Source organism: Actinophytocola gossypii (assembly GCF_025165815.1).
GTDB lineage: Bacteria > Actinomycetota > Actinomycetes > Mycobacteriales > Pseudonocardiaceae > Actinophytocola > Actinophytocola gossypii.
Genome location: NZ_JAFFZE010000003.1, coordinates 124,111 through 147,407, shown reverse-complemented (window position 1 = coordinate 147,407; position 23,297 = coordinate 124,111). Strand labels below are relative to the sequence as shown.

The window sequence follows — 23,297 nt, the reverse complement described above, 5'->3', positions numbered from 1 at the left end:
CTCTCCCTCCGCGGCCACCTCCCCCCCCGGGGGCGCCGGGGGGGCCGGCCCGGGGGGGGGGGCGCGGGGGGGCCCGCCCCCCACCACACCTCACACGGGGTTGGCCACCGGCTCACCACGCAGGAACCGTGCCACGTCGGCGGCCACCGTGTTCGCCGCGTTGTGCGCGGTCTGCCTGCTCGCCCCGGCGAGGTGCGGGGTGACGACGAAGCCGGGAGTGTGCAGCAGGCGAGCATCCGGGGGAACCGGCTCGGCCGGGAACACGTCCGCCGCGACGGCGAACAGGTGCCCGGAGTCCAGTGCGTCACAGGCGGCGTCGTAGTCCAGGAGCCCGCCGCGCGCGCAGTTGACCAGGATCGAGCCGGTCGGCATCAGTGCGATCTCCTTCGCGCCGATCAGGCCGCGGTTGTCGGCGGTCAGCCTGGCGTGCAGGGAAACCACCTGCGAGCGCCGCAGCAGTTCGGGCAGGGCGACCGACTCGACGTCCTGGCCGGCCGGCAGGTACGGGTCGTGCACCAGCACCCGCGCGCCGAACCCGGCCAGGATCGCGGCGACCCGGTGACCGATCGCGCCGTAGCCGACGAGACCGACGGTCGCGCCGGACAGCTCGATCCCTACCTGCTCGTAGCGGTAGTAGTCGCCGCGCCACACGCCACCGCGCAGCTCGCCATGCGTGTCCGGGATCCGCCGAGCCGCCGCGAGGATCATCGCGATCGTGTGCTCGGCGGTGGCCTCCGCGTTGCGGCCGGGCGCGTTGGTCACCGTTACCCCGTACCGGCGCGCCGCCTCGAGGTTCACGTTCACCGGCCCGCCTCGGCCGACGCAGAACAGCTCGAGGTCCGGGCAGGCGGCCAGCACCCGCTCGGTCAGCGGGGCGAACTGGGTGACGCAGATCCGGACGCCGGCCAGCGCGGCGATCACCTCGTCCTCGTCCCCGCTCGCCTCGTCGACCTCGCCGATGCTCCGGAACGGTTCCACCGGCCACGGCAGCTCCATCGTGGAGATGTCGGCCGCCGTGCCGATCTGCGCGCGCAGCGCGTCGACGAGCACCGCGCTGCGCACGAACAGGTCCCCGGCGACCAGGATCGGTTTCGCCTCCCCGGGATCAACGTTCTTGGTCATGTTCTGGGTTGCTCCGTTCGGCTTCCGGGTTGGTCTTGGACGGGACGGTTCAGTTCGATGAGGGCGGCGGTGCCGGTGCTGGCCCAGCGGAGGGTGGTGAGGGCGCAGTTGCGAACCACGGGGAAAGTTCTGCGGTACTGACGAAGCGGGATGCCGAGGAGATGACAGAGGAGCAGTCGGTTCAGGGTCGAGTGGCCGACTACGAGCACTCGGCCGTCCGGGTGGGCGCCGGCCAGGTCGGCGAGGCAGCCGACCGCGCGGTCGACGGCGTGCGCCGGGTGTTCGCCGCCCGGTAGGTGGTGTTCGACGGGGTCGGTCTCGAACGCTGCCCTGGCGTCGGGGAAGCGGGCGGTCATCTCCGCCGCGGTCAGGCCCTCGCCGTCGCCGAAGTCCAGCTCGAGCAGCCGTTCGTCGGCGACCGGGGTCAGTCCGGTCCCGGTGGCCGCCAGCAGGCCGGTGTCCCGGCAACGGCCCAGCGGTGAGGTGCGCACCGCGGTCAGGTCCGCGCCGGCCGCCCACTGCCCGAGCAGTTCGGCCTGGCGCCGGCCTCGGTCGGTGAGTGACACGTCGGTGCGTCCCGCGTAGCGGTTCTCTTCGTGCCAGGTGGTCTCGCCGTGCCGGACAAGCACGAACTCGGTCAACGTGTGCTCCTCGCGATCGCGTGGTCGGCCAGCTCGCCGGGCAGCCAGCCGTGGTCGTGCAGTGCGGCGACGAGCGCCAGGTAGCCCTCGGTCAGCACGTCGCGCCGCGTCGGATCCGGGTCGAACACCTCGTGCTCGCGCACCAGGTCTCTGGCGGCCGAGGCGAGCGACGTGCCGCCGGCACGTGCCAGCAGCGCCATCCCGGCGGCCGGGTCGGCGTCGCGCGGCACCCGCACCGGGCGGCCGAGCGTGTCGGCGCGCAGTTGGCACCAGTACCGGCTGCGGGCGCCGCCGCCGGTGAGGCTGAGCGTGCCGCCGGTCGGTGCGCCGAGCAGGTCCAGGTAGTCCAGGCACAGCCGCTCGGTGAACGCTACCCCGCGCAGGATCGCGGCGTAGCGGTCGACCTCGTCGCGGGCGTCGCCGACGGTGATCGCATGCGCGTCGGGGGCGGCGAACGGGAACCGCTCGCCGGGGGAGACCAAGGGATAGGTCGACAGCGTGGTGTGCGGTCGGCGGGCGCAGCCGGCGTCCAGCTCGGCCAGGTCCCGGCCGCCGAACTCGGCGGTGAGCGCGCCGGCGCCGACGCTGGACGCGCCGCCGGGCAGCCACGCGCCGTCCGGGCCGCGGTGGGAGTAGACCACACCGAGCGGGTCGTGTAGCCGTTGCGCCGTGACGCCCTTGACCACCAGGGTCGTGCCGAGCACGGTGTTCCACGAGCCGACCTCGAGCGCGCCGGCACCGAGCAGTGCCGCGCAGCCGTCGGTCATCCCGGCGATCACCGGGGTGCCCGCCGGGATCCCGGTCGGACTGTCCACGTCAACCGTGCCGATGGGACTTCCTGGTCGGACGACCGCCGGCAGCACGCTTTCCGGTACGTCCAGGGCGGCGAGCACGTCGTCGGGCCAGCGCTCGCCGTCGAGGTCGTAGCCGGTCTTGAGCGCGTGGCTGGAGTCCGCCGGGGTCGGCTCGCCGGCGAGCCGTCCGGTCAGGTAGTCGGCCTGGTGCGCCAGCCGGGTCCCTCGTGGAAGGTCAGGCATGTTCGCCAGCAGCCACAACAACTTCGGCAGTGCCCACGACGCCTGCGGCCGGTAGCCGAGTGAGCCCCACAACGCGGCGCCGGCCGTGACCGCGTGAGACGCCTCGGTCACCGCGCGACCGTCGTCGTACATCAGGCCGGGGGTGAGCGGCTCCCCGGCCGGGTCGGTGAGCAGGATCGTGCCGGAGGTGGCGCACAGCGCGACGCCGAGCACCGGCCGGGTGCCCAGCTCGGCGGTGACCTGCCGGCACGCCGTGACCAGCGCGGCCCACCACCGCGCGGGATCCTGCTCGTGCCGTACGCCGTCACGGCGCCCGTCCAGCGCGTGCGATCCGGTCGCCACCGTCGCCCCGGTGTGGTCGGTCGCCACGCAGCGCACGCTCTGCGTGCCGACGTCGATACCGAGCCACACCTCACCGGACACCGTCATGCTCGCCTTTCCGCCTGCCGGGCCCAACCCGGCGTCGAGATCTCCCGCAGCTCCCGGAACAGCTCGAACCGCCGCGCGTACAGCTCGCCACGGTCGCGGTCCGGCTCGCGGGAGCTGGTCGGTCGCACGTAGTCCCTCGCGGCCGAGGAGACGCTTGGCGCGGCACCGGTGGCCACCAGGCCGGTGAGCATCGCGCCCTTCGCGCCGACCTCGGTGTCGGCCGAGGTCACCACCGGCACCCCGGTCACGTCGGCGATCAGCTGGCACCACATCGCGCTGCCCGCCCCACCGCCGCACACCCGCAGTTCGGTCGCGTCCGCGCCGGTGGCGGCGAGACAGTCACGGATCACCATGGTCAGGCCCTCGAACACCGCCCGCGCGACCTCCGCCCGCCCGTGTTCGAGCGACATGCCCCAGAACGTCCCGCGCGCGTGCGGGTTCAGGAACGGCGCGCGCTCGCCGGCGGGGGAGAGGTAGGGCAGGAAAACCAGCCCGCCGGCACCCGGCTCGGCCTGCTCGGCGAGGGTGGCGAGGTCGCGGGCGTGGGCCAGGCCGAGCATGGTGCTCGCCCAGTCGAGCACCTCGGTGCCGGCGAGGGTCGGGAACGCCCGCAGCACGTCGTCGCCGGTGTCGAGTGCGACGGTCAGCCCGCCCGGCTCACCGGCGGTGTCGACCCGGTCGCGGATCACCTCGGTGCACAGCGTGGTACCCAGGATCGTGCAGGCCTGGCCGGGGTCGGTGGTTCCCACGCCGATCGCGGTCGACGCCACGTCGTAGGGCGCGAGCACCACCGGTAGGCCGGCCGGCAGCCCGAGCTGCGCCGCGGCTCGCTCGGTGAGCGGGGCCGACCGCGCCGCCGGCCGGCGGACCTCCGGCAGCAGCCGCCGCGCCCAGTCCAGGTCGTACAGGGAGAGTAGTTCGGTGGAATAGGCGCGGGTGCGTGGGTCGAGGAAGGGTACCGACGCGTCGGACAGGTCGACCCCGAGCAGTCCGGTGCAGCGGGAGAACAGCCAGCCGCCGCAGTACAGCGCGGTCGCCGACGCCTCAAGGCGGGCGGGGTCGTGCTCGGCGAGCCAGGTCAGGATGGCGTGCGGCAGGCCGGAGAAACCCAGGGAACCGTTGATCCGGAACGCCTTCTCGGTGACCCCGGCCCGCCGCCAGGACTCCACGACGCCCGCGGCCCGGCCGTCCGACCACAGGATCGCCGGGCCGGTCGGCTCGCCATCCCCATCGACGAGCCAGCATCCGTCGCCCTGCGCGGTGATCGCCACAAAGGCGACCTCCACGTCCACGGTGGACAGTACGGCGCGGACGGCCGAGGCGACCGCGGTCCACACCGAGTCCATGTCCTGTTCGGCCCACCCGGGGTGCGGCCGGCGCACGGTGGTTGGCTCGCGGGCGACGGCGACCTCGGTGCCAGCGTCGTCGAACACCACCGCCTTGATCATCGACGTGCCCGCGTCGATCGCCACCGTGGCCATTTCGCTCCTCTCGGCACCCCCGGGTAGGCCAAGCAGAACGCGTGCGCGCTGGTCGCGCAACCGTGGTGGCGAACTCATCACGACATCACCCGTCCATCACGTTAACGCGGTGCTCGTGCGGCCTGATCAGGACACCATCGCTGTGATAACTTCACATCTCATAACACAGGGAGGTCAGGTTGGCCAGCGAACGGGCCGCGATCCAGACCCAGCGGCGCCACCGCGTGCGGGAGCGGGTCGGCAGCGCCGGGTTCCTGCGCGCGGACGTGCTGGCCGAGGAGTTCGGCGTCAGCCTGATGACCATCCACCGCGACCTCGACGCACTGCAGGCCGAGGGGTGGTTGCGCAAGGTGCGTGGCGGCGCCACCAGCGTGCAGTCGGCCGTGTTCCACGGGGACGTCGCGCAGCGCATGGCGACGATGCCCGAGGTCAAGCGCGCGCTCGCCGCGGCCGCGCTCGATCTGGTGGCCCCCGGTGACACGGTCATGCTCGACGAGAGCACCACGTGCCTGCACCTCGCGCAGCGGCTGGTCGAGCGGGTCCCGTTGACCGTGATCACCCACTTCCAGCCGGTGATCGGCATGCTCGCCGGGACGCCGGGCATCACGCTGATCGGCCTCGGCGGCGAGTACTTCCCCGCCTACGACGCGTTCCTCGGTCTCTACACCGCCGAGGGCGTGGCGAAGGTGCGCGCCGACACCCTGTTCCTGTCCACGACCGCCATCTCGCACGGCCGCTGCTACCACCAGTCGCAGGCGACCATCCAGGTGAAACGGGCGATGATGAGCGCGGCCTCGCGTCGAGTCCTGCTCGTGGATCACACGAAGTTCGTCCGGCAGGGGCTCTACGCGCTGGCCCCGCTCACCGACTTCGACCTGATGTTGGCCGACGACGGGCTACCCGCCGCCGAGCGCCGTCGCATTCGGGACGCGGGTGTCACCCTCACCACCGTGACCACCCAGGCACGGTAATTGGTGCCATACGTATTCGTACGCGACCCCGAGTGCGCGGTTCATCAGCGCCATCATGGCGTGCAGCGGTTGTGCCAGGTCATCGGCCTCGCCCGGTCCAGCTACTACCACTGGAAGGCCACCGCCCCGGCCCGCGCGGCGCGCGCCGCGGACGACGCCGGCCTGGCCGCGCGCATCGGGTGATCCACCACAAGCGCGTCGCCCGGGTCATGCGCGGCACCGGCCTGGCGGGGCTGCGGCTGCGCCGCCGGCACCGCACCACCCTCGCCGACCCGGCGGCGGTCGAGGCCCCCGACCTGCTCGGACGCGACTTCACCGCCCAGACACCGAACACCCGCTACGTCGGCGACATCACCTACCTGCCCATCGCCGACGGCACATTCCTCTACCTGGCCACGGTGATGGACCTGAGGCGAACACCCCAGCGAGCCGGCCGAGGGGAGCCGAGAACAGGGGGAGGAGGCGCAGGAACGGGTGCGGCGGGAACAGGAGGACCAGGACGTCGACGAGGACTGACACCGCGGTGTCCGCCGATCCTCATGGTTATCCCGTGAACGCGCGGGTATCCGGCCGTCCCCACGCGTGAGGAGGCGCCGGTGCGTGCGATGGTGTATCGCGGGCCGTACAAGGTTCGGGTCGAGGAGAAGGACGTCCCTGTCGTTGAGCATCCCAACGATGCGATCGTGCGGGTGACGCTGGCCGCGATCTGCGGTTCGGATCTGCACCTGTACCACGGGATGATGCCGGACACGCGCGTCGGCATGACGTTCGGGCACGAGTTCATCGGCGTGGTTGAGGACGTGGGCTCGAGCGTGGTGAACCTGAAGCGTGGCGACCGGGTCATGGTGCCCTTCAACATCTTCTGCGGGACGTGCTGGTTCTGTGCGCGGGGCCTGTACTCGAACTGCCACAACGTCAATCCCAACGCCACGGCCGTGGGAGGGATCTACGGCTACTCGCACACCTGCGGCGGGTACGACGGCGGCCAGGCCGAGTACGTGCGGGTGCCGTTCGCCGACGTCGGCCCGACCGTGATACCCGAGTGGATGGACGACGAGGACGCCGTGATGCTCACCGACGCCCTCGCCACGGGCTACTTCGGCGCGCAGCTGGGGGACATCGTCGAGGGCGACGTGGTCGTGGTCTTCGGCGCCGGACCGGTGGGCCTGTTCGCCGCGAAGTCGGCCTGGCTGATGGGCGCGGGCCGGGTGATCGTCATCGACCACCTCGAGTACCGCTTGGCGAAGGCGCGCACGTTCGCTCACGCCGAGACCTACAACTTCACCGAGTACGACGACATCGTCGTGCACATGAAGAAGATCACCGACCACCTCGGCGCGGACGTCGCCATCGACGCGGTGGGCGCCGAGGCCGACGGCAACCTCACCCAGCACGTCACGGCGGCCAAGCTGAAGCTGCAGGGCGGCTCACCGGTGGCGCTCAACTGGGCGATCGACTCGGTCCGCAAGGGCGGCACCATCTCGGTGATGGGCGCATACGGTCCGATGTTCAGCGCCGTCAAGTTCGGTGATGCCCTGAACAAGGGCCTGACGCTGCGGATGAACCAGTGTCCGGTGAAGCGGCAGTGGCCGCGGCTGTTCGAGCACATCCGCAACGGCTACCTGAAGCCCAGCGACATCGTCACCCACCGCATCCCGCTCGAGCACATCGCGGAGGGGTACCACATCTTCTCCGCGAAACTCGACGACTGCATCAAGCCGCTCATCGTCCCGAGCGGCACCTGAGGGGAGTAGCCATGGCCTACACGTCGGAGCGACCACCGCGCGCCGAGTCGAGCGACGACCTGCGTGCCCGGATCCCGGGTTGGGGCGTGGACCTCGACCCGAAGGACCGGCCGTCGGTGCCGAAGCTGCGGATTCAGGAGGACCGGACCGGCGCACACTGGGAATTCCCCGAGCGGCAAGAAGAGAAATGGCCCAGGGAACGGTCGACCGAGCACAAGTTCCTCACCCCGGTTTTCGGCACCTCGTGTCCGCCACACGGGATTTCCGGCGCGATGCGCCGATTCGCCTACCGGAAGTACAGCGAGGCACGCGCCGCCCACTGGCTGCTCCTGCTGGCCGCCGACCGGGTCGACGCGGGGGAGCAGCACCTGCGCTCCCTGTTGACCACACGTCCGGACAATCCAATCACCCAGACCGGTGTGCGGAGCGAGGTTTTCGCGCACGGCATCTCCGCACGGATCGGGAGGAAACGCGCCGACGTCCGGCACCACCCGCTGGATCCGATCATCGTTGCGGCACCCTGGGTGGTGGCCGCCGGCCTCGTGGTCAAGACCGTCAGGTCCGTGCGGCGCCGGCGTCGCTGACCGCTCCCGGCCCACGGTCAGGCCGTGCATTGTGCCGGTGCTCGACGCGGTGCGACACGAGGTCTTCGGAGGAACGGCTACGCGCGCGTACCGTGGCCGGTTCGGTCGAGGCCCGGCACACGGCCGTGTCGTCGCGGCGGCACCTGCGGCGCACCCGCGTCATCGCCGCGACCGTGACCGCAATCGACCACCGGCACCGCCAAGTCGTCCAAGCGGTAGGAACAGATGCCGTCGTCGGGATCCGAGGTAGTGCGACCGCACCGCCTGCAGGAGCCGAGGCGCCCGTCGGTGACGAAGCACGGCCGTCGTGATCGCCGCGCCAGCGTGCCTGCCGAATACGCGACCGAGCACCGCCGTAATCAAACGACTGTGAGTCGTTCGCGCACGTCACGAACGAGGAATCACCCGACGCGGGTGATTTCGCCGCCTTTCGTGTAACTTTCACGGCGCAATCCGACGCCGGAGTCAGTTTTCGTGCCGCCGAGTTCGCTTGAGATGCGAGTGGTCACATCTGTACCTACAGTCACTAGTTGACTGACACCATGATCCGACGAGCGGACGGCAAAGTGATGCGAATGGTGGCGGCCTGTCGGCCTCTGGGCGAGGTGGTCCTCGTTCTGGGTCTCCTCACCGGATCCTCAGGGCCGTTCGGGCTGACCCCGGCAGCGCGCGCCGAGATTCCCACGCCGGCGTCCGACGAGGCGGTTGTCAGTGTGCGCCTCGGCGACTTCCGCACGAGCGCGGTGACGATCGGATCGTTGGCGGGCGCGACCTACGGGTTGTTCCGAACCAGGCCCGCGGACAGCACGATCGGGCCTGACGGTTTCACCTCGGCGACACCTGATTTCACCTGCGTCTCCGACGCCGATGGCGACTGCTCGTTCACCGTCCCGATCGGCGCCGGGTCGGGGGAGGTCGCGCAGGGCACCCGGCTCTGGCTGGCCGCGGTCGACGCCCCCGCCGGCTACTACGCCAACCCCCCGGTGGCAGACCGCGCCGTTGACCGGCGGCACGAAGGTCACCAACCGGCTCGTCTGGCCGACGCCGGCCCTCGTCGCCGGTCAGACCTACCGCTCGGGCTCGACATGGATCACCGACCCCGCTCTCGCCGCGCCCGCGGGATCTCCGGAGGCTGGCCAGACCGAGTACACCAGGCGCGCGGCCTCCGACGGTGTCATCGGACTATCGCGCGTCGACCCACCCCTCCCGGAGCAGTGCGGCCTCAACGTCGCTCTGGTCGCAGACCTCTCCAGCTCGATGGCCGGCTCCGTCCCTGCCCTCAAGAACGCGATGAGCGCTTTCGTCGACGCGCTGCGCGGCACACCGTCGCAGGCCGCTCTGTTCACCTTCGGCACCGACTCGCCCGCCAACGGCTACCCGGCCAACACCGGGTTGCAGTCCGTCGCCACGACGGCCGACGCGCAGCGGGTGAAGGACCAGTTCACCTCCTGGAACAACAACCCGCCGACCAACTACACCAACTGGGACCGCGGTCTGGCTGCCGTGGCCGACGCCAATGGCGCGGTCGGCTCACCGAACCACTTCGACCTGGTCGTGTTCATCACCGACGGCAACCCCACCGTGTACGGTCCCAACCCGCAACCCGGCTTCGGCAGCAGTGGCACCGGCTACACCCGCTTCCGCGAGCTCAACAACGCCCTCGCCTCGGCCAACCTGGTCAAGAGCCAGGGCAGCCGAGTCCTCGCCGTGGGTGTCGGCGCCGGCGTGACCGGTTCGGGTGCGGCGTACAACCTGCAGACCATCTCTGGGCAGACGGCCTACGACGGCAGCAACGCTGCCGACGCCGACTACCTGCAGACCACGGACTTCACCTCCGTCGGAAGCGCCCTGCGCAGAGTCGTGCTCGCCAGTTGCGCGCCGTCGATCTCCGTGGTGAAGCGGATCATCCCCAACGGCGGGACGATCGACGACGCGTACACCCCCGAACGAGCCGTGGGAGTTCAGCGCGGCGTCACTCACACCACCCGACACGATCACCCCGGCCACGGCGACCACCGACACGCAGACCGGTGCGACCAACTTCGACGTCACGCTCGAGGGCGACGCGGCGGGCAGCTTCCGGATAACGGAGACGGAGCAACCGCCGTACACGCTGTACCAGACCAACCAGGACGGCACCGGCATCGGCAACCAGAACGCCTCCTGCGTCGACAAGAGCTCCGGCGCCGACGTGCCGATCGAGGTGACCAACAGCGGATCGACGGGGTTCACCGTCGGCATCGGGATCGAGGGCGTGATCAGCTGTGTCGTCTACAACGAAGCGCCCGACTTCTCGTCGGCCTCCGTGGTGGTGCACAAGCGGTGGCGGGTGTTCACCTCGGACGGCAGCCACGACTACGCCAACGGCGCCCAGCCATCGGGGATCCGCGCGGACCTCAACCTCGGCGGTCCGGGTGCCGCGGCGCCGTCGCCACAACCGTGGGACCAGGAACGCAACGGATACGACACGGACACCGACAGCCCGGTGACGATCGACGAAGACGTCACGATCAGCCCACCCGGCTGCGAACTCATCCAGGCGACGATCGAGGACGGCTCCCCCGAGGACAGCGAGCCCGCGTCCGGTGACGGGCTGGACACGGCGAACCCGGCTGCCGACCGGCCACTCGTGAGCGGTGGGAACGAGTGGACACTGACCAACGTCGTCGAGTGCCACAGCCACCTCACCCTGCGCAAGGAGGTCGCCCACGGGCCGGCCGACCCCACGTCGTGGACACTGGACGCCTTCGGCCCCGACGGGGCGCTGCCCGGGCCGTCGGGTCGCTCCGGCAGTGACGGGGCCACCCGGGTCGAGGTGACTCCGCGCGTCGCCTACCAGCTCGCGGAGACGGCCGACGACGAGCCCGAGTTCCTCTCGCACTACCTCCAGGAAGACGTGCGCAGCCGGCCGCTGAGCTACCCCCGGTCGACCGGTTCGTGGACCTGCCAGGTCGTCGGCGGACCGACCCCGCGGATGGCCTACGGCAACGAGGGCGCGATCTCGGTACCGCTGGGCGTGCACATGGAGTGCACCGCGATCAACAACGTCGCACTGCTGAACATCCAGAAGGTCGTGCAGGGCGGTGACGCGCAACCGTCGGACTTCACCTTCACGGTGGCCCCGCTCGACCCCGTCCAGGACGGTGCACACGCCCACACGGTCGCGGGAGCCGGTCCGCCGGACGGCAACACCATCACCGTGCGCCCAGACCAGCACTACGACATCACCGAGACCGGACCGGACGGCTATCGCCTGATGCCCAACCTGTCGTTCTGCCTCACCGCGGAAGCGATCATCAGCCGCGCTGACTTCGCACTGCCGCCCGGCGCCACCGCGGCGTGCCGGTTCGTCAACCGCGCGTTGTCGGAACTGACCGTGCGCAAGCTGGACGCCGGCACCGGCGCACCACTCGCCGGAGCGACGTTCGACCTGGTCCGCGACGACGGCGACGGAACGTACGAGCCCGGCGTCGACCCGGTGGCCGGGACGTGCACGACCGAGGCCGAGGGCAGGTGCACCGTCGACGAGCTCGACTTCGGCACCTACTTCTGGGTCGAGACCGAGGCGCCCCAGGGCTACGAACGGCCCGAGGGAGCCGTCGGCGGACCGATCGTGATCAACGCGGACAACGCCGGTACCGAACTGGCGGTGACCGACGTGCACGACTCGCAGATCCTCACCGATCTCTCGGTCCGGAAGGTGGACGGGCCCGGCGGGAACCCACTCGAAGGCGCGGTCTTCCAGCTCTACCGGGACAGTGACGGCACCGAGCCCGGCGACGGCCCAGCCGCCGACGACGAACCCGTCGGCCCGACTTGTACCACGGGGGAGGACGGCACCTGTTCCATGGGGGACCTGCCCTACGGCGACTACTACTGGTACGAGGTCACCGCGCCGGACGGGCACGACCTTCCCGCCGACCGCACGAGCCCACTGGTGACGCTCGGCCCGGACAACGCGGGCACCGACATCCCGGCGTACCTCTTCACCAACCCGCGTCAGCCGGGCTCGGTGTCCGTCCGCAAACTCGACGCGGCCGATGACGCCGTCCTGGCCGGCGGCACGTTCGCTCTCTACCTCGACGACGGCGACGGGGCCTTCGGTGACGACGACACGCTCGCGGGGCAGTGCACCACCAACGACGACGGCACCTGCGCGATCGGCGACCTCGACTTCGGCACCTACTTCTGGGTCGAGACCGGCGCGCCGACGGGGTACGACCTTCCGCGCGACATCGTCAGCGAGCCGATCGTGATCGACAGCGGCAACGTCGGCGACGTCCAGGAGCGCACCTTCTCCGACCCGCGCACGCAGTCACGGCTGGCGGTGCGCAAGCTCGACGCCGCCGACGACTCACCGCTGGCCGGTGCACGCTTCGAGCTGTTCCGAGACACCGACGGCGACGGCAGCCCCGGCCACAACGAACCCGACCCCGACGACACGAGGGCAGGCGCGTGCACCACCGAACCCGACGGTCACTGCGCCGTCGACCGTCTCGACTTCGGCACGTACTACTGGTTCGAGGTCGGCGCCCCTCCCGGCTACACGCTTCCAGACGACCGCACCAGCGCACCGATCACCATCGACGCGGGCAACGCGGGCACCGACCTCCCGATCACGCACTTCCGCGACCAGCGCGACGAGCCGAACGTCCCCGGCACCACCCCACCACCCGGGCCTCCCGGTCCGGCGCCACCGGGCGGAGACATACCGGGCTCCCTGCCCACGACCGGCGGTATCCATTGGTGGCTCCTTCCGCTCGGCGCGCTCACCATCCTGGTCGGCGCCACCCTCGCGCACCGCGCACGCGGCACAGCAGGACGACCACGGAACTCACCTGCCGGAGGGCAAGGTCCGGACACACACGCAACGAGGTCCTGACGTCGTTCCCAGGGGCTGATCGTTCAGGAGTTGCGTACTAACCACACGCCTCGATGTTCTACGAGCTGTCGGCGCCCGTCCAGGGCAATGGACGTCACGTTGGGTGATGGTGTGGGATCGCTACATGGGGCCTTGGACGCTGACCGATGTCGAGGACGCCGTGCGGGCGGGTTGGGGCGCGGACACGTGTGATCCGGTGGACCTCGACGACTGGCACCCCGGCAACCCGGCACGCGGGCAGTGCGGCGCGACCGCGCTCGTGTTGCACGACCTGCTCGGCGGGGAGCTGGTGCTCGGCGAGGTACACGTCGGTGGGGAGCGGACCGGCTACCACTACTGGAATCGGTTCGGGACCGTGGACGTGGACCTCACACGCGGGCAGTTCCGTCCACACGAGGTCGTCTTGAGTGGGCGAGTCGTCGTGCGATCGCCCGGTCCGCCGAAGCGGTGTGCGGAGCAGTATGACCGGCTCCGCTGTCGGGTTCTGGCGCGGCTCGGTCCGGACCAGACATCGACCTGAAGCGCGCGAGTTCCGAGGGTGGAAGCATCTGACGCGACGAGTTCGGGGTTTCTTCCAGTCGTGGATCTTACGGGGGCTTGTCGTTGATCTCGGCGACGCCGACCGGAGAACCTCACTCGGCTCGGTCGAGGTTCCGGTGGGTGAGTCGGTCGCGCATCCGCTCTTGGGTTCAGCGCGGGCGTCGCGCCAGCGGATGTACCCGCGATTGCTGTGTTCTGCTCGGTGTGGGTGCGGTGGTCGGTGCCGTCGAGCGCGAAGTAGCGCAGGGCGGCGAACTCGGCGTCGATCCAGTTCGACCAGGACCCGTAGGTCGACCCGAAACTCATCGGTCGGTATCACCCTTTCGAGGCCGCACAACCGCTCGGTCGTGGCCTCCGTGGCGTCGTGCGCGGCGGTAGTTTCCCAGGAAGGGGCAGGTAACGCGAGTGACGAGGGGGCTCCGACGATGGGAACCGATCCGGCCGGGGAACCGATCGCCGTCGTCGGTCAGGGTTGTGTGCTGCCGGGTGCGCTGACCCCCGATGCCTTGTGGGACAACGTCCTCGCCGGGGTGTCGAGCATCGGCCGGGTTCCGCCGGGCACGTGGGAGCTGCCCTCGGGGCAGGGCACCGAACAGGGGACGGGCGGCTTCGTCCTCGGGTTCGACGCGGTGTTCGACCCCGACGGGTTCCGATTGCCCGCCGGGGACCTCGCCGACCTGGACGAGGTCTTCCGGTGGGTCCTGCACGTCGGGCGCGCGGCCCTGCGGGACTGCGCCCCCGGGGAACGCCTGCTGTCCAGGGCGGGACTGGTCCTCGGCAACCTGTCCTACCCCCCGCCACGCGCGGTGCGGTGGGCCGCGCACGTCTGGCGGCCGGGACGTCCGGGAACCGACCCGCGCAACCGGTTCTTCTCCGGGCTGCCAGCGCACCTCGCCGCGGCGGCCCTTGGCCTTGGTCTCGGCGGGTTCGCCCTCGACGCCGCCTGCGCGTCGTCGTTGTACGCGGTCAAGCTGGCCTGCGATCGCCTGTCCAGCGGCAGCGCCGACGTCATGCTGGCCGGTGGGGTGAGCCACGCCGATCCGATGCTGTTGCACCACGGCTTCCACGCCCTGTCCGCGATGAGCCCCACCGGCCGCAGCCGGCCGTTCCACCGCGACGCGGACGGGCTGGTGCCGGCCGAGGGCGCCGGGGTCGTGGCGCTGATGCGGCTGGCCGACGCGCGCGCCACCGGAACGCCTGTACTCGCGGTGATCCGGGGCGTCGGGCTGGGCAACGACGGCGGCGCGGGTGGCCTGCTCGGCCCGTCGGCGCAAGGGCAGGAACGCGCCGTGCGGCTGGCCTACACCGGCGCGGGCATCGACCCGGCCACCGTGTCACTGGTGGAGTGCCATGCCACCGGCACCCCGGTCGGGGACGCCGTCGAAGCGCGCGGCATGGCCCGGGTCTTCACCGGCCACCGGTCCCTCCCGGTCGGCTCGATCAAGTCGAACCTCGGCCACCCGCTGGCCGCCGCCGGGATCGCCGGCCTGCTCAAGGTCGTCGCCGCGTTGCGGGCCGGGGTGCTCCCCCCGACCCTGCACGCCGAGGAGCCGGCGGACGCGGTGCGCGGCACGGTGTTGCGCCCGGTGCGGGCGCCGGAGCCCTGGTCCGGGCCGCGGCGGGCCGCGGTCAACGCCTTCGGCTTCGGCGGCACGAACGCGCACGTGATCGTCGACGCGGGGGACGACGCGGGGGACGACACCGCCGGGGCCGGGACGCCGCAACCAGCGCCGGCGGCAGGCGGTGACGCGGTCGCGGTCGTCGCGCTCGCGGTGCGGGTGGGGCGCGGCGCGGGCACCGAGGAGTTCCGCCGCCGGGTGCTCGACGGCGAGCGGGACGACGGACCCAGGGAAGCGGTGGACATCCCCCTGCATGGGCTGCGGTTCCCGCCCGCGGACCTGGCCGACGCCCTCGGCCAGCACTTGCTGGTGCTCGACGCCGCGATGGAGGCCGCGCGCGGATGCGCCCTGCCCCGCGCACGGACCGCGGTCGTCGTCGGGATGGGTGGCGACCTGGAAGCCGCCCGGCACGAGGTGTCCTGGCGCTGCGACCCCGTCCCCGCGACGCTGGCCGCCGCCGGGGTCACCGGCACCATGCCCAACCTCGTGGCCAACCGGATCAACGTGCAACTCGACCTCGGCGGCCCGGGGCTCACCGTCGCCGCGGAGGAGGCGTCCGGGCTCGTCGCGCTCGACGTCGCGGCGCGCGGACTGCGGGCGGGGGAGTACGACGCCGCCCTGGTCGGCGCGGTCGACCTGTCCCACGAACCGGCCCACCAGACTGCGGCGGCCCGGCTCGGCTACACCGGAGCGCCGGGAGACGCCGCCGTCGCCCTGGTACTCAAACGGCGCGCCGACGCCCTCCGGGACGGCGACCCGATCCTGGCGGCACTGGACGACAGTGACACCGAACCCCGCCTCAGCGTGGGCGACCTCGACCGGCCGCGCACACCGCACCTCGACCCGGCCGACCTGTTCGGCCGGCCGCACGCGGCCGTGGGGCTGCTGGCGGTCGCGACCGCGATCACCGCGCTGCACCATCGGGTGGTGCCGGTACCGGGACGGCCGATGGCGCCAGCCGAGGACACCGGAGTCACCGGTGTCGCCGAGGTCGCGATCCGCGTGCTCGGTGCCGCTCCGCGCCGCCTGCGGTTGCGCGGGGAGCGGGTGGCGCCCTGGTCCACGCTGCCCGCGCCGCGCCTGCTGCTGTTCTCCGGCCGTGACCGGGCGGAGGTGCTGGCCGCCGCGGAGGCGGGAGACACCACCGGCCGCGGCCCGGCGCGGCTGGCCGTCGTGGTGCACGGCGACGAGCCGGCCGCGACCGTCCGGTCGGCCATCGAGTGGCTGGCCGCACGCGGTCCACGCCCGGCCGGATGCGCCTACCGGGACCGCCCGGTCGGCGGCGAGACGGCGTTCGTCTACACCAACGCGGCGGCGGCCTATCCCGGCGCCGGCCGCGAACTGGCGCTCGCCCTGCCCGGCCTGGTCGACAGCACCCGCCGCCGCCACGGTGTCGCGCCCGTCGGCCGCGGCGACCTGCCCGCCGCGGTCGACCGGATCATGGCGGCGACCGGCGTGGCGTTGCTGCACACCGAACTGACCGGCGAACTGCTCGGACTGCGCCCCGCCGCGTGCATCGGGCACTCGTCCGGCGAGTCCACCGCGCTGCTGGCCATGCGCGCGTGGTCCGACGCCGCCGACCTGGACCGGCGGATGCGGAGCGACCCGCTGCTGACCACCGACCTCGCCGGCGAGCAACGAGCGGTCCGCCGGTTCTGGGCCAGGCACGGCCACCCCGGGCGGCGCTGGCGCAGCCACGTCGTCGAGGCGCCCGTCGCGCGGGTGCGCGCCGCGCTGGCCGACGAGCCTCAGGTGCACCTGGCGGCGGTGAACACCCCGGGGACGGCCGTGATCGGTGGCGAGGAAACCGCCTGCCTCCGTTGGCTCGCCGACTTCGGCGCGAACTCCGCCGCGGTCGACTACGACCTCGCCGCGCACACCCCCGAGCTGGCCGAGGTCCTGAACCGGTGGCGCGAGTTCCACCACCGGCCCACCGCGCCGGTTCCCGGCGTGCGGTTCTACAGCGCCGCCACCACCGAGTCCTACCAGGCAACGGCCGACCGGGCGGCGCGCGCGATCACCGACCTGGCGACCAACCCGGTCGACTTCGCCGCCACGGTGACCCAGGCCCACGCCGACGGGGTGCGGGTCTTCGTCGAGCACGGCCCGCGCGGCCTGTGCACGGACTGGATCCGACGCACGCTCGGGGACCGTGACCACGTGGCGGTCTGCCTCGACGCCCCGGCCGGAGCCGCGCTGCCCCAGTTGTGCGCGGCCGTGGCCGAACTTGCCGCGGCCGGGGTGCCGGTGAACCACGAGGCCCTGTTCGACGCGCTGGCGGCAGCCGCACCGCCCGCGCAGCCGGTCGAGCCGACCACCACCCTGCCCGCCCACCCGCCGCGGGCCATCCCGGACGCGTTGGTCATGGCCCCCGCGCCACCACTGCCGCCCGTGCCGACCGAACCGGTGGCCGTGCTGTCAGCTCCGGTGCCCGCAGGCACCCGGCTGGGTGTCCTGGCCGCGCACCGCACCAGGACAACCGAGGTCCACCGCGGCCAGATCGCCCGCGCGACCGCCGCGCACACCGCGTTCCTGCGGACCACCGACGTCCTGCACGGCCTGCTCCGCGACGCCACCCCGCCCCGGCTTCCAGCGGTACCCGCGGCACTCCCAACGGCTGAGCCGTTGTTCGACCGGGCCCGGCTGGAGCAGGTCGCCACCGGGCGCGTCTCGGCGGTGTTCGGTCCGCGGTTCGCCGCCCAGGACGACCGGCCCCGGCAGACCCGGTTGCCCGCACCGCCCCTGCTGCTCGTCGACCGGGTGCTGGCCATCGACGCGCCGCAGGCAGTGCTCGGCCCGGGCGTGATCAGCACCGAGACCGACGTCCGCGCCGACAGCTGGTACCTCGACCCGGCCGGCCGGATGCCGGCCGGGCTGCTGGTCGAGGCGGGGCAGGCGGACCTGCTGCTGATCAGCTGGATGGGCATCGACCTGGTGCTCACCGGAGACCGGGCGTACCGGCTGCTCGGCTGCGAGGTCACCTTCCACGGCCCGCTGCCCGCCCCGGGCGACACACCGCGCTACCGCATCCGCGTCGACGGACACGCCGAGCACCGGGGCGTCCGGCTGTTCTCCCTGCACTACGACTGCCACGTCGGCGACAACCTGCGCCTGACGGTCCGCAACGGGCAGGCCGGGTACTTCACCGACGCCGAGCTGGCCGCGGCGGCCGGTATCCGCTGGGACTCGGCCGCCGAGCCACCCGAGCAGGCCCCGGTCGACCCGCCAGCCGTTCCCGGCGCGCCGTCGTCCTACGACGCCGGGGCGGTCCGCGCGTTCGCCGACGGTGACCTCGAAGCCTGCTTCGGGCCGCGCTGGCGGCCCACCCGCAGCCACGTCCGCACCCCCCGAATCGGCGCGGCTCCCGTGCTCCTGCTGCACGAGGTCACCGAGTTCGCGCAGTCAGGCGGCCCGTGGGGACGGGGTTACCTCCGCGCCGAGACACCGGTGGCCGCCGACGACTGGTACTTCACCGGACACTTCCCCGGCGACCCCTGCATGCCCGGCACGCTGATGCTGGAGGGCTGCCTGCAGGCGATGGCGTTCCACCTGGCCGCGCTCGGGCACACCATCGACCGGGACGGCTGGCGGTTCGAGCCGGAGCCGGGCCGGACCAGCACTCTGCGCTGCCGCGGCCAGGTGACGCCGGACTCGCGGCGGCTGACCTACGAGGTACTGGTGGTGTCGGTGGTGGCCGGGCCGGTGCCCGCCGTGGTCGCCGACGTGCTGTGCTCGGTGGACGGCGTCGCGGTCTTCCACGCCCGGCGGCTCGGGCTGCGGCTGGTGCCGGACTGGCCGCTGGACCAGTGGCGGCCACTGGACATCCACCGCGAGCAGGGCCCGGGTGACCTGCTCCCCCCGGCCGCGCTCGGTGGCCTGCGTGACCACGTGGAGCCCGGCCCGGTCGCGGTGGTCGACGGCGTCCCGGTCGGGTTGCCCGCGGTGCTGGCCGCGGCGTGGGGACGTCCGTCGGACGCGTTCGGCCCTCGGTTCGCGGTGTTCGACGGGCACCGGCGCTGTCCCCGGCTCCCCGGGCCGCCGTACCTCTTCCTGAGCCGGGTGGTCGCGGTCGACGGGCCGCTCGGCGGGATGCGGCCGGGCACCCGCGCCACCGCGGAGTACGACGTGCCCGCCTCGGCGTGGTACTTCGCGGGGACCGGGCGGATGCCGTTCGCCGTGCTGATGGAGGTGGCGCTGCAGCCGTGCGGGTGGCTCGCCGCCTATGCCGGCGGGCCGCTCGGCCGGGACGGGGACGTGGTGTTCCGCAACCTGGACGGCGACGGCACCGTGCACGGCGCGGTCGGCCCGGACGTCGCGGTGATGCGCACGGAGGTCGAGCTGTGCGACAGCAGCGAGCACGACGGCGTGGTCATCCAGACGTTCGCCGTGCGGTGCTTCGCCGACGGCGCGCTCGTGTTCGACCTGCGCACCACGTTCGGCTTCTTCCCGCGCTCGGCGTTCGCCGACCAGCCGGGCATCCCGCCGTCGGCGCAGGACCGGGCCAGGCTGGCCGAGCCGGGTGGCGCCGCCGTGCCACTCGCGGCGCCGTCGAACCCGATGCTGCGGGTGCTGGACCGGGTCACCGGTCACTGGCCGCGCGGCGGCCGGGCCGGTCTCGGCAGGCTCCGCGCGGACAAGGACGTGGACGCGGCGGACTGGTCCTTCCGAGCGCACTTCTTCCAGGACCCGGTGCAGCCGGGGTCGTTGGGGGTCGAGGCGGTCTGTCTGCTGCTCCGGCACTACCTCGTGGTGTCCGGTCGGGTCGGCGCGCTGCGCGGCGCGCGCTTCGAGCCGGTGCTGCCCGGTCCGGTCACCTGGAAGTACCGCGGCCAGGTCGTTCCCACCGACGGTGTGGTGACCGTCGAGGTGGACGTCCTGGACGCCGGGGCGGACGACACCGGCTGCCACGTCGTCGGCGAGGCGTGGCTGTGGGTGGACGGCCGCCGTATCTACCACGTCCCCCGCATCGGAGTACGCGCCGTGAGCGAGGCGCCCGTCGTGGTCGACGAGGTGCTGGACCCCGGCGTGGACCGCTGGGTCGCCGCGCACTGTCCCACGTGGACCACGCCGACCCTGCCGTTCATGTCGGTGGTGGACGTGCTCGCGCGGGCCGTCGCCCGCGGCACCGGCGAGCCGGTTGGCGAGCTGCGCGACGTCCGGTTGCGGCGCTGGCTCGCGGTCGAGGAGCCGCTGCGGCTGCGCACCGAGGTCCGGCCGGACGACGCCGGCTACGCCGTGACCCTCGCGACCGGCTCGCCCGGGTCACGTCCGCTGGCCACCGGCACCGTCGTCACCGGCGCGGCGGGGGAGCGGCCGGAGCCGTTCGCGCCGCTGCCGGACGCCCGGCCGGCGCCCGATCCCTACCGCAGCGGGGTGCTGTTCCACGGCGAGGCGTTCCACTACCTGCTCGACCACGCGATCGGGTCGACGGGCGCCGAGGGCACCCTCGACGCCGGCGCGGGCGCGGTGCCCCGCGGCGAGCTGCACCAGGGCCTGCTCGACGCGGCGCTGCACGTGATCCCACACCAGTCGCTGTGGCAGTGGTCCCCGCGCGTCGAGCACGACCGGGTCTCCATGCCGTACCGGCTGGACCGGTTGCGGATCTTCGAGCCGCTGCCCGATTCCGGCCGGGTGTCGGCGGCCGCGCGGTTCGGTGGGTTCGACGGGGACAACCCGGTCCTGCCGGTGGTGGACCTCCAGCTCGTCGTGGCCGGGCGGGTGGCGGTGGCCGCGCGCATGGTGTTCGCGCTCGTGCCGGTGGGGCGGCTCGGCGCGTTGACCCCGGCCCAGCGCCGGGCCTTCCTGCGTGACCGGCAGCCGCACCCGGCCGCGCGCCTGTCGGACGTCGCCGACGGTGTGACGACCTTGCCCGCGGCGCGCGTGACGACGCTGAACTGGCTGCCCGGCACGGTGGCGGCGGTCTACGGGCTCCCGCGGACCGCCGAGGTCCGCGATCACCTGGGCGAGATCGCGGTCAAGGAGCATGTCGGCGCACTGGCCGGCGTGCACCCGTCCTCGGTGGTCGTCGACGGCGACCTGCGCGCCGCGCACCCGCGGGACCGGCCGGGGGAGTGTCACCGGGTCGCGGTCGAGCTGGCGGCGGGCGTGGTCACCGTGCGTTCCGTTTCGCCCTGACCTCGGGCACGCCCTGGCCACCACCAGTTGGCCGCGCCGAGCAACCGCACCGACGCCGGGACCAGCACCGCCCGGACCACGGTGGCGTCCACGGCCACGGCGACGAAGATGCCGACGCAGAGCTGCTTGACGAACATCACCTCGCTGGTCGCGATCACCGCCGCCACCACCAGCACCACCAGCGCCGCCCCGGTGAACACCGGGGCCGAGAGCCGCAATCCGTTGACGATCGCGGTGTCGGTCTCACCGGTGCGGTCGTACTCCTCGCGGATGCGGGCCAGCAGGAAGAACTCGTAGTCCAGCGACAGCCCCACCAGGATCACCAGCAGCAGGAACGGCTGGAAGACGTCGAGGTACCCGGTCGGCGCCGCGCCGACCAGCCAGGTCAGGTTGCCGTCCTGGAAGATCCAGGTCAGCACCCCGAACGACGCCCCGAGCGGCAGGGCGGTCACCACCAGCGCCTTGAGCGGCAGGACGACCGATCGCAACATCAGCGCGAACGACGCGAACGCGGCAACGGCGATACACGCCAACACCCACGGCAGCCAGCGACTCAGCGCGTCGAGGACGTCGACGGCCATCGCCGAGGCGCCGCCGACGAGCACCGAGCCACCCGGCGGCGGGGGCAGCGCGCGGATGTCCCGGACCAGGTCCAGCGTCGCCGGCGACTCCGCCGCGCCCGCGTACACGTAGAACACGGCGTGGTGGCCGGACTCCTCGGCGGTCACCACCCACCGCGCCCCAGGCGTGCCGAGCAACCGCCCGGTCCAGTCCCGCGTGGCCGCCGCGCGCGCCGGGGTGCCCGCCGGGTCGCCGAACTCGGTGACGACCTGGACCAGATCCAGCGCGGGGAACGCGAAGTCCGCGCGCTGCTCCTCGGTCGCGACCCTGGCGGGGTCACCCGCCGGCAGCGACCGCTGGTCCGGGAACCCGAGCGTGACGTGCAGGAACGGGAGGGTCAGCAGCACCAGCAGGACGACCGTGGCGACCAGGTACGCGACGGGCTCGGCGATCACCGCCCGGCCCACCCGCCCCCAGAACCGGTGCGCGCTGCCCGGCCGGAGCCACCGCGGCGCGGGCACCCGCAGCAGGTCCACCCGGCGACCCAGCACCGCGAGCGACGCGGGCAGCGCGGTCAGGCTCAGCACGGTGCCCACGCCCATCGCGATGGCCGTGCACAGCCCGATCGAGCGGGTCAGCCCGGTGGGGAACAGCACCAGGCTGAGCGCGGTGACACCGATCGTCAGCCCGGAGAACAGACAGGTCCGGCCCGCGGAGGCCACCGTGGCCACCACGGCCTGGTCCACGTCGTCGCGCCGGGCCAGTTCCTCGCGGAACCGGGCGACCACGAACAGCGCGCTGTCGACGGCGAGCGCCAGGCAGAGCACGGTCAGCGCGTTCACGGCCAGCACCGAGATGTCCATGACCCCGGCCAGCGGACGCAGCAGCGCGAAGGCCACCGCCAGGGTCAGCGCGCCGACCAGCACCGGCAACAGGGCCGCGACCAAACTGCGGAACAACAGCACCAGCAGCGCGAACACCGCGGGCAGGGCCAGCAACTCCAGGCGCAGCAACGTGTCCTGCGCCTCGGTGACCAACGCGTCCCGGATCGGGACCGGCCCGGAGAACGACACCGCCAGCCCCTCGGACCGCAGCTGTGCGCGCAGCATCCGGTAGCTGTTCGTCCGCTCTGTGTCGTCCGCGCCGGCCAGCATCACCGCCACCACCGTGGCGCGGCCGTCGACGGCGTTCAGCGTGGGCAGCCCGTCGGCCCAGGACCGCAGCGTCCCGGTCACCAGCCCGGCCGGTGCGGCCGCCAGCGACCGGTCGACGGCGGCCCGGAACGCGGGCTCGGTCACCGACAGCACCGGGCTGCGGTAGGTCACCAGGACGTCCGCGCCGCCGTCGCCCAGGTGTTCCCGGATCGCGTCGGCGGCCCGGGCGGACTCGGCGTCCCGCTGGAGCTCGCCGCCGTGGCCGAACCGGTCGAGGCCGCCCACGCCGATGATCCCGGCCAGCGCGGCGACGGCCAGCGTGATCGCCAGGGTCCCCCACCGGTGCCGCACGACGAGCGCGCCCAGCGCGGCGAACGTCCCGGTGGCGCGCACCCG

Annotated in this window: 12 protein-coding genes and 1 pseudogene; 7 read left to right on the top strand and 6 right to left on the bottom strand. The window is 72.7% G+C overall.

Going from position 1 to position 23,297, the window contains the following annotated elements; all coding sequences use genetic code 11:
* Positions 1 to 90: 90 nt before the first annotated feature.
* Genes JT362_RS01410 through JT362_RS01395 form a run of 4 tightly spaced genes read right to left on the bottom strand, consistent with a single transcriptional unit; the run spans position 91 to position 4,710 of the window.
* Positions 91 to 1,122: a 2-hydroxyacid dehydrogenase gene (locus JT362_RS01410; protein WP_260189128.1), complete on the bottom strand. Its 1,032-nt coding sequence runs from the start codon at positions 1,120 to 1,122 to the stop codon at positions 91 to 93.
* Positions 1,119 to 1,763 (bottom strand): histidine phosphatase family protein, encoded by a 645-nt coding sequence (locus tag JT362_RS01405; RefSeq protein ID WP_260189127.1) that lies wholly within the window; start codon positions 1,761 to 1,763, stop codon positions 1,119 to 1,121. Before JT362_RS01405 ends, JT362_RS01410 begins: the two co-directional genes overlap by 4 nt.
* On the bottom strand, positions 1,760 to 3,229 hold the full coding sequence (locus JT362_RS01400; RefSeq protein WP_260189126.1) for an FGGY-family carbohydrate kinase: 1,470 nt from the start codon (positions 3,227 to 3,229) through the stop codon (positions 1,760 to 1,762). The genes JT362_RS01405 and JT362_RS01400 overlap by 4 nt, the downstream gene beginning before the upstream one ends.
* Positions 3,226 to 4,710, bottom strand: coding sequence for an FGGY-family carbohydrate kinase (locus JT362_RS01395; protein ID WP_260189125.1), 1,485 nt, complete (start codon positions 4,708 to 4,710; stop codon positions 3,226 to 3,228). Before JT362_RS01395 ends, JT362_RS01400 begins: the two co-directional genes overlap by 4 nt.
* 179 nt (positions 4,711 to 4,889) lie before the next feature.
* Between JT362_RS01395 and JT362_RS01390 the strand changes: the two genes are divergently transcribed.
* The 4 genes and pseudogenes from JT362_RS01390 to JT362_RS01375 all read left to right on the top strand — a co-directional run bounded on the left by JT362_RS01390 (position 4,890) and on the right by JT362_RS01375 (position 8,010).
* Positions 4,890 to 5,681, top strand: coding sequence for a DeoR/GlpR family DNA-binding transcription regulator (locus JT362_RS01390; RefSeq protein ID WP_260189124.1), 792 nt, complete (start codon positions 4,890 to 4,892; stop codon positions 5,679 to 5,681).
* A 60-nt stretch (positions 5,682 to 5,741) separates the two neighbouring features.
* Positions 5,742 to 6,088 (top strand): annotated as a pseudogene (locus tag JT362_RS01385) (IS3-like element ISRhosp5 family transposase); the annotation flags it as partial.
* A 198-nt stretch (positions 6,089 to 6,286) separates the two neighbouring features.
* Positions 6,287 to 7,426: a zinc-dependent alcohol dehydrogenase gene (locus JT362_RS01380; protein ID WP_260189135.1), complete on the top strand. Its 1,140-nt coding sequence runs from the start codon at positions 6,287 to 6,289 to the stop codon at positions 7,424 to 7,426.
* Between the two features lie 86 nt (positions 7,427 to 7,512).
* Positions 7,513 to 8,010, top strand: coding sequence for a hypothetical protein (locus JT362_RS01375; RefSeq protein ID WP_260189123.1), 498 nt, complete (start codon positions 7,513 to 7,515; stop codon positions 8,008 to 8,010).
* A 1,530-nt stretch (positions 8,011 to 9,540) separates the two neighbouring features.
* On the opposite strand, the gene JT362_RS01370 is transcribed toward JT362_RS01375, so the two are convergent.
* Positions 9,541 to 10,242 carry a hypothetical protein gene (locus JT362_RS01370; RefSeq protein ID WP_260189122.1) on the bottom strand — a complete coding sequence of 234 codons (702 nt, stop codon included), beginning with the start codon at positions 10,240 to 10,242 and terminating at the stop codon, positions 9,541 to 9,543.
* Between JT362_RS01370 and JT362_RS01365 the strand changes: the two genes are divergently transcribed.
* The 3 genes from JT362_RS01365 (at position 10,214) to JT362_RS01355 (ending at position 21,186) form a co-directional block, all read left to right on the top strand.
* Positions 10,214 to 12,892 carry a SpaA isopeptide-forming pilin-related protein gene (locus JT362_RS01365; RefSeq protein ID WP_260189121.1) on the top strand — a complete coding sequence of 893 codons (2,679 nt, stop codon included), beginning with the start codon at positions 10,214 to 10,216 and terminating at the stop codon, positions 12,890 to 12,892. The genes JT362_RS01370 and JT362_RS01365 overlap by 29 nt on opposite strands.
* Positions 12,893 to 13,016: 124 nt before the next feature.
* The gene (locus tag JT362_RS01360) at positions 13,017 to 13,412 is read left to right on the top strand and encodes a YunG family protein (RefSeq protein ID WP_260189120.1); all 396 of its coding nucleotides are present in this window, start codon (positions 13,017 to 13,019) and stop codon (positions 13,410 to 13,412) included.
* A 445-nt stretch (positions 13,413 to 13,857) separates the two neighbouring features.
* The gene (locus JT362_RS01355) at positions 13,858 to 21,186 is read left to right on the top strand and encodes a type I polyketide synthase (protein ID WP_260189119.1); all 7,329 of its coding nucleotides are present in this window, start codon (positions 13,858 to 13,860) and stop codon (positions 21,184 to 21,186) included.
* On the opposite strand, the gene JT362_RS01350 is transcribed toward JT362_RS01355, so the two are convergent.
* A complete protein-coding gene (locus JT362_RS01350; protein WP_260189118.1) occupies positions 21,126 to 23,294 on the bottom strand; it encodes an MMPL family transporter in 2,169 nt (722 codons plus the stop codon). The two genes, JT362_RS01355 and JT362_RS01350, sit on opposite strands and share 61 nt — an antisense overlap.
* Positions 23,295 to 23,297: the final 3 nt, after the last annotated feature.

What these genes read in the sequence shown, in the direction of transcription:
- JT362_RS01410 (WP_260189128.1), bottom strand. Translation starts at nt 1,122, where the DNA reads ATGACCAAGAACGTTGATCCCGGGGAGGCGAAACCGATCCTGGTCGCC.
- JT362_RS01400 (WP_260189126.1), bottom strand. Translation starts at nt 3,229, where the DNA reads ATGACGGTGTCCGGTGAGGTGTGGCTCGGTATCGACGTCGGCACGCAG.
- JT362_RS01395 (WP_260189125.1), bottom strand. Translation starts at nt 4,710, where the DNA reads ATGGCCACGGTGGCGATCGACGCGGGCACGTCGATGATCAAGGCGGTG.
- JT362_RS01380 (WP_260189135.1), top strand. Translation starts at nt 6,287, where the DNA reads ATGGTGTATCGCGGGCCGTACAAGGTTCGGGTCGAGGAGAAGGACGTC.
- JT362_RS01360 (WP_260189120.1), top strand. Translation starts at nt 13,017, where the DNA reads ATGGGGCCTTGGACGCTGACCGATGTCGAGGACGCCGTGCGGGCGGGT.
- JT362_RS01355 (WP_260189119.1), top strand. Translation starts at nt 13,858, where the DNA reads ATGGGAACCGATCCGGCCGGGGAACCGATCGCCGTCGTCGGTCAGGGT.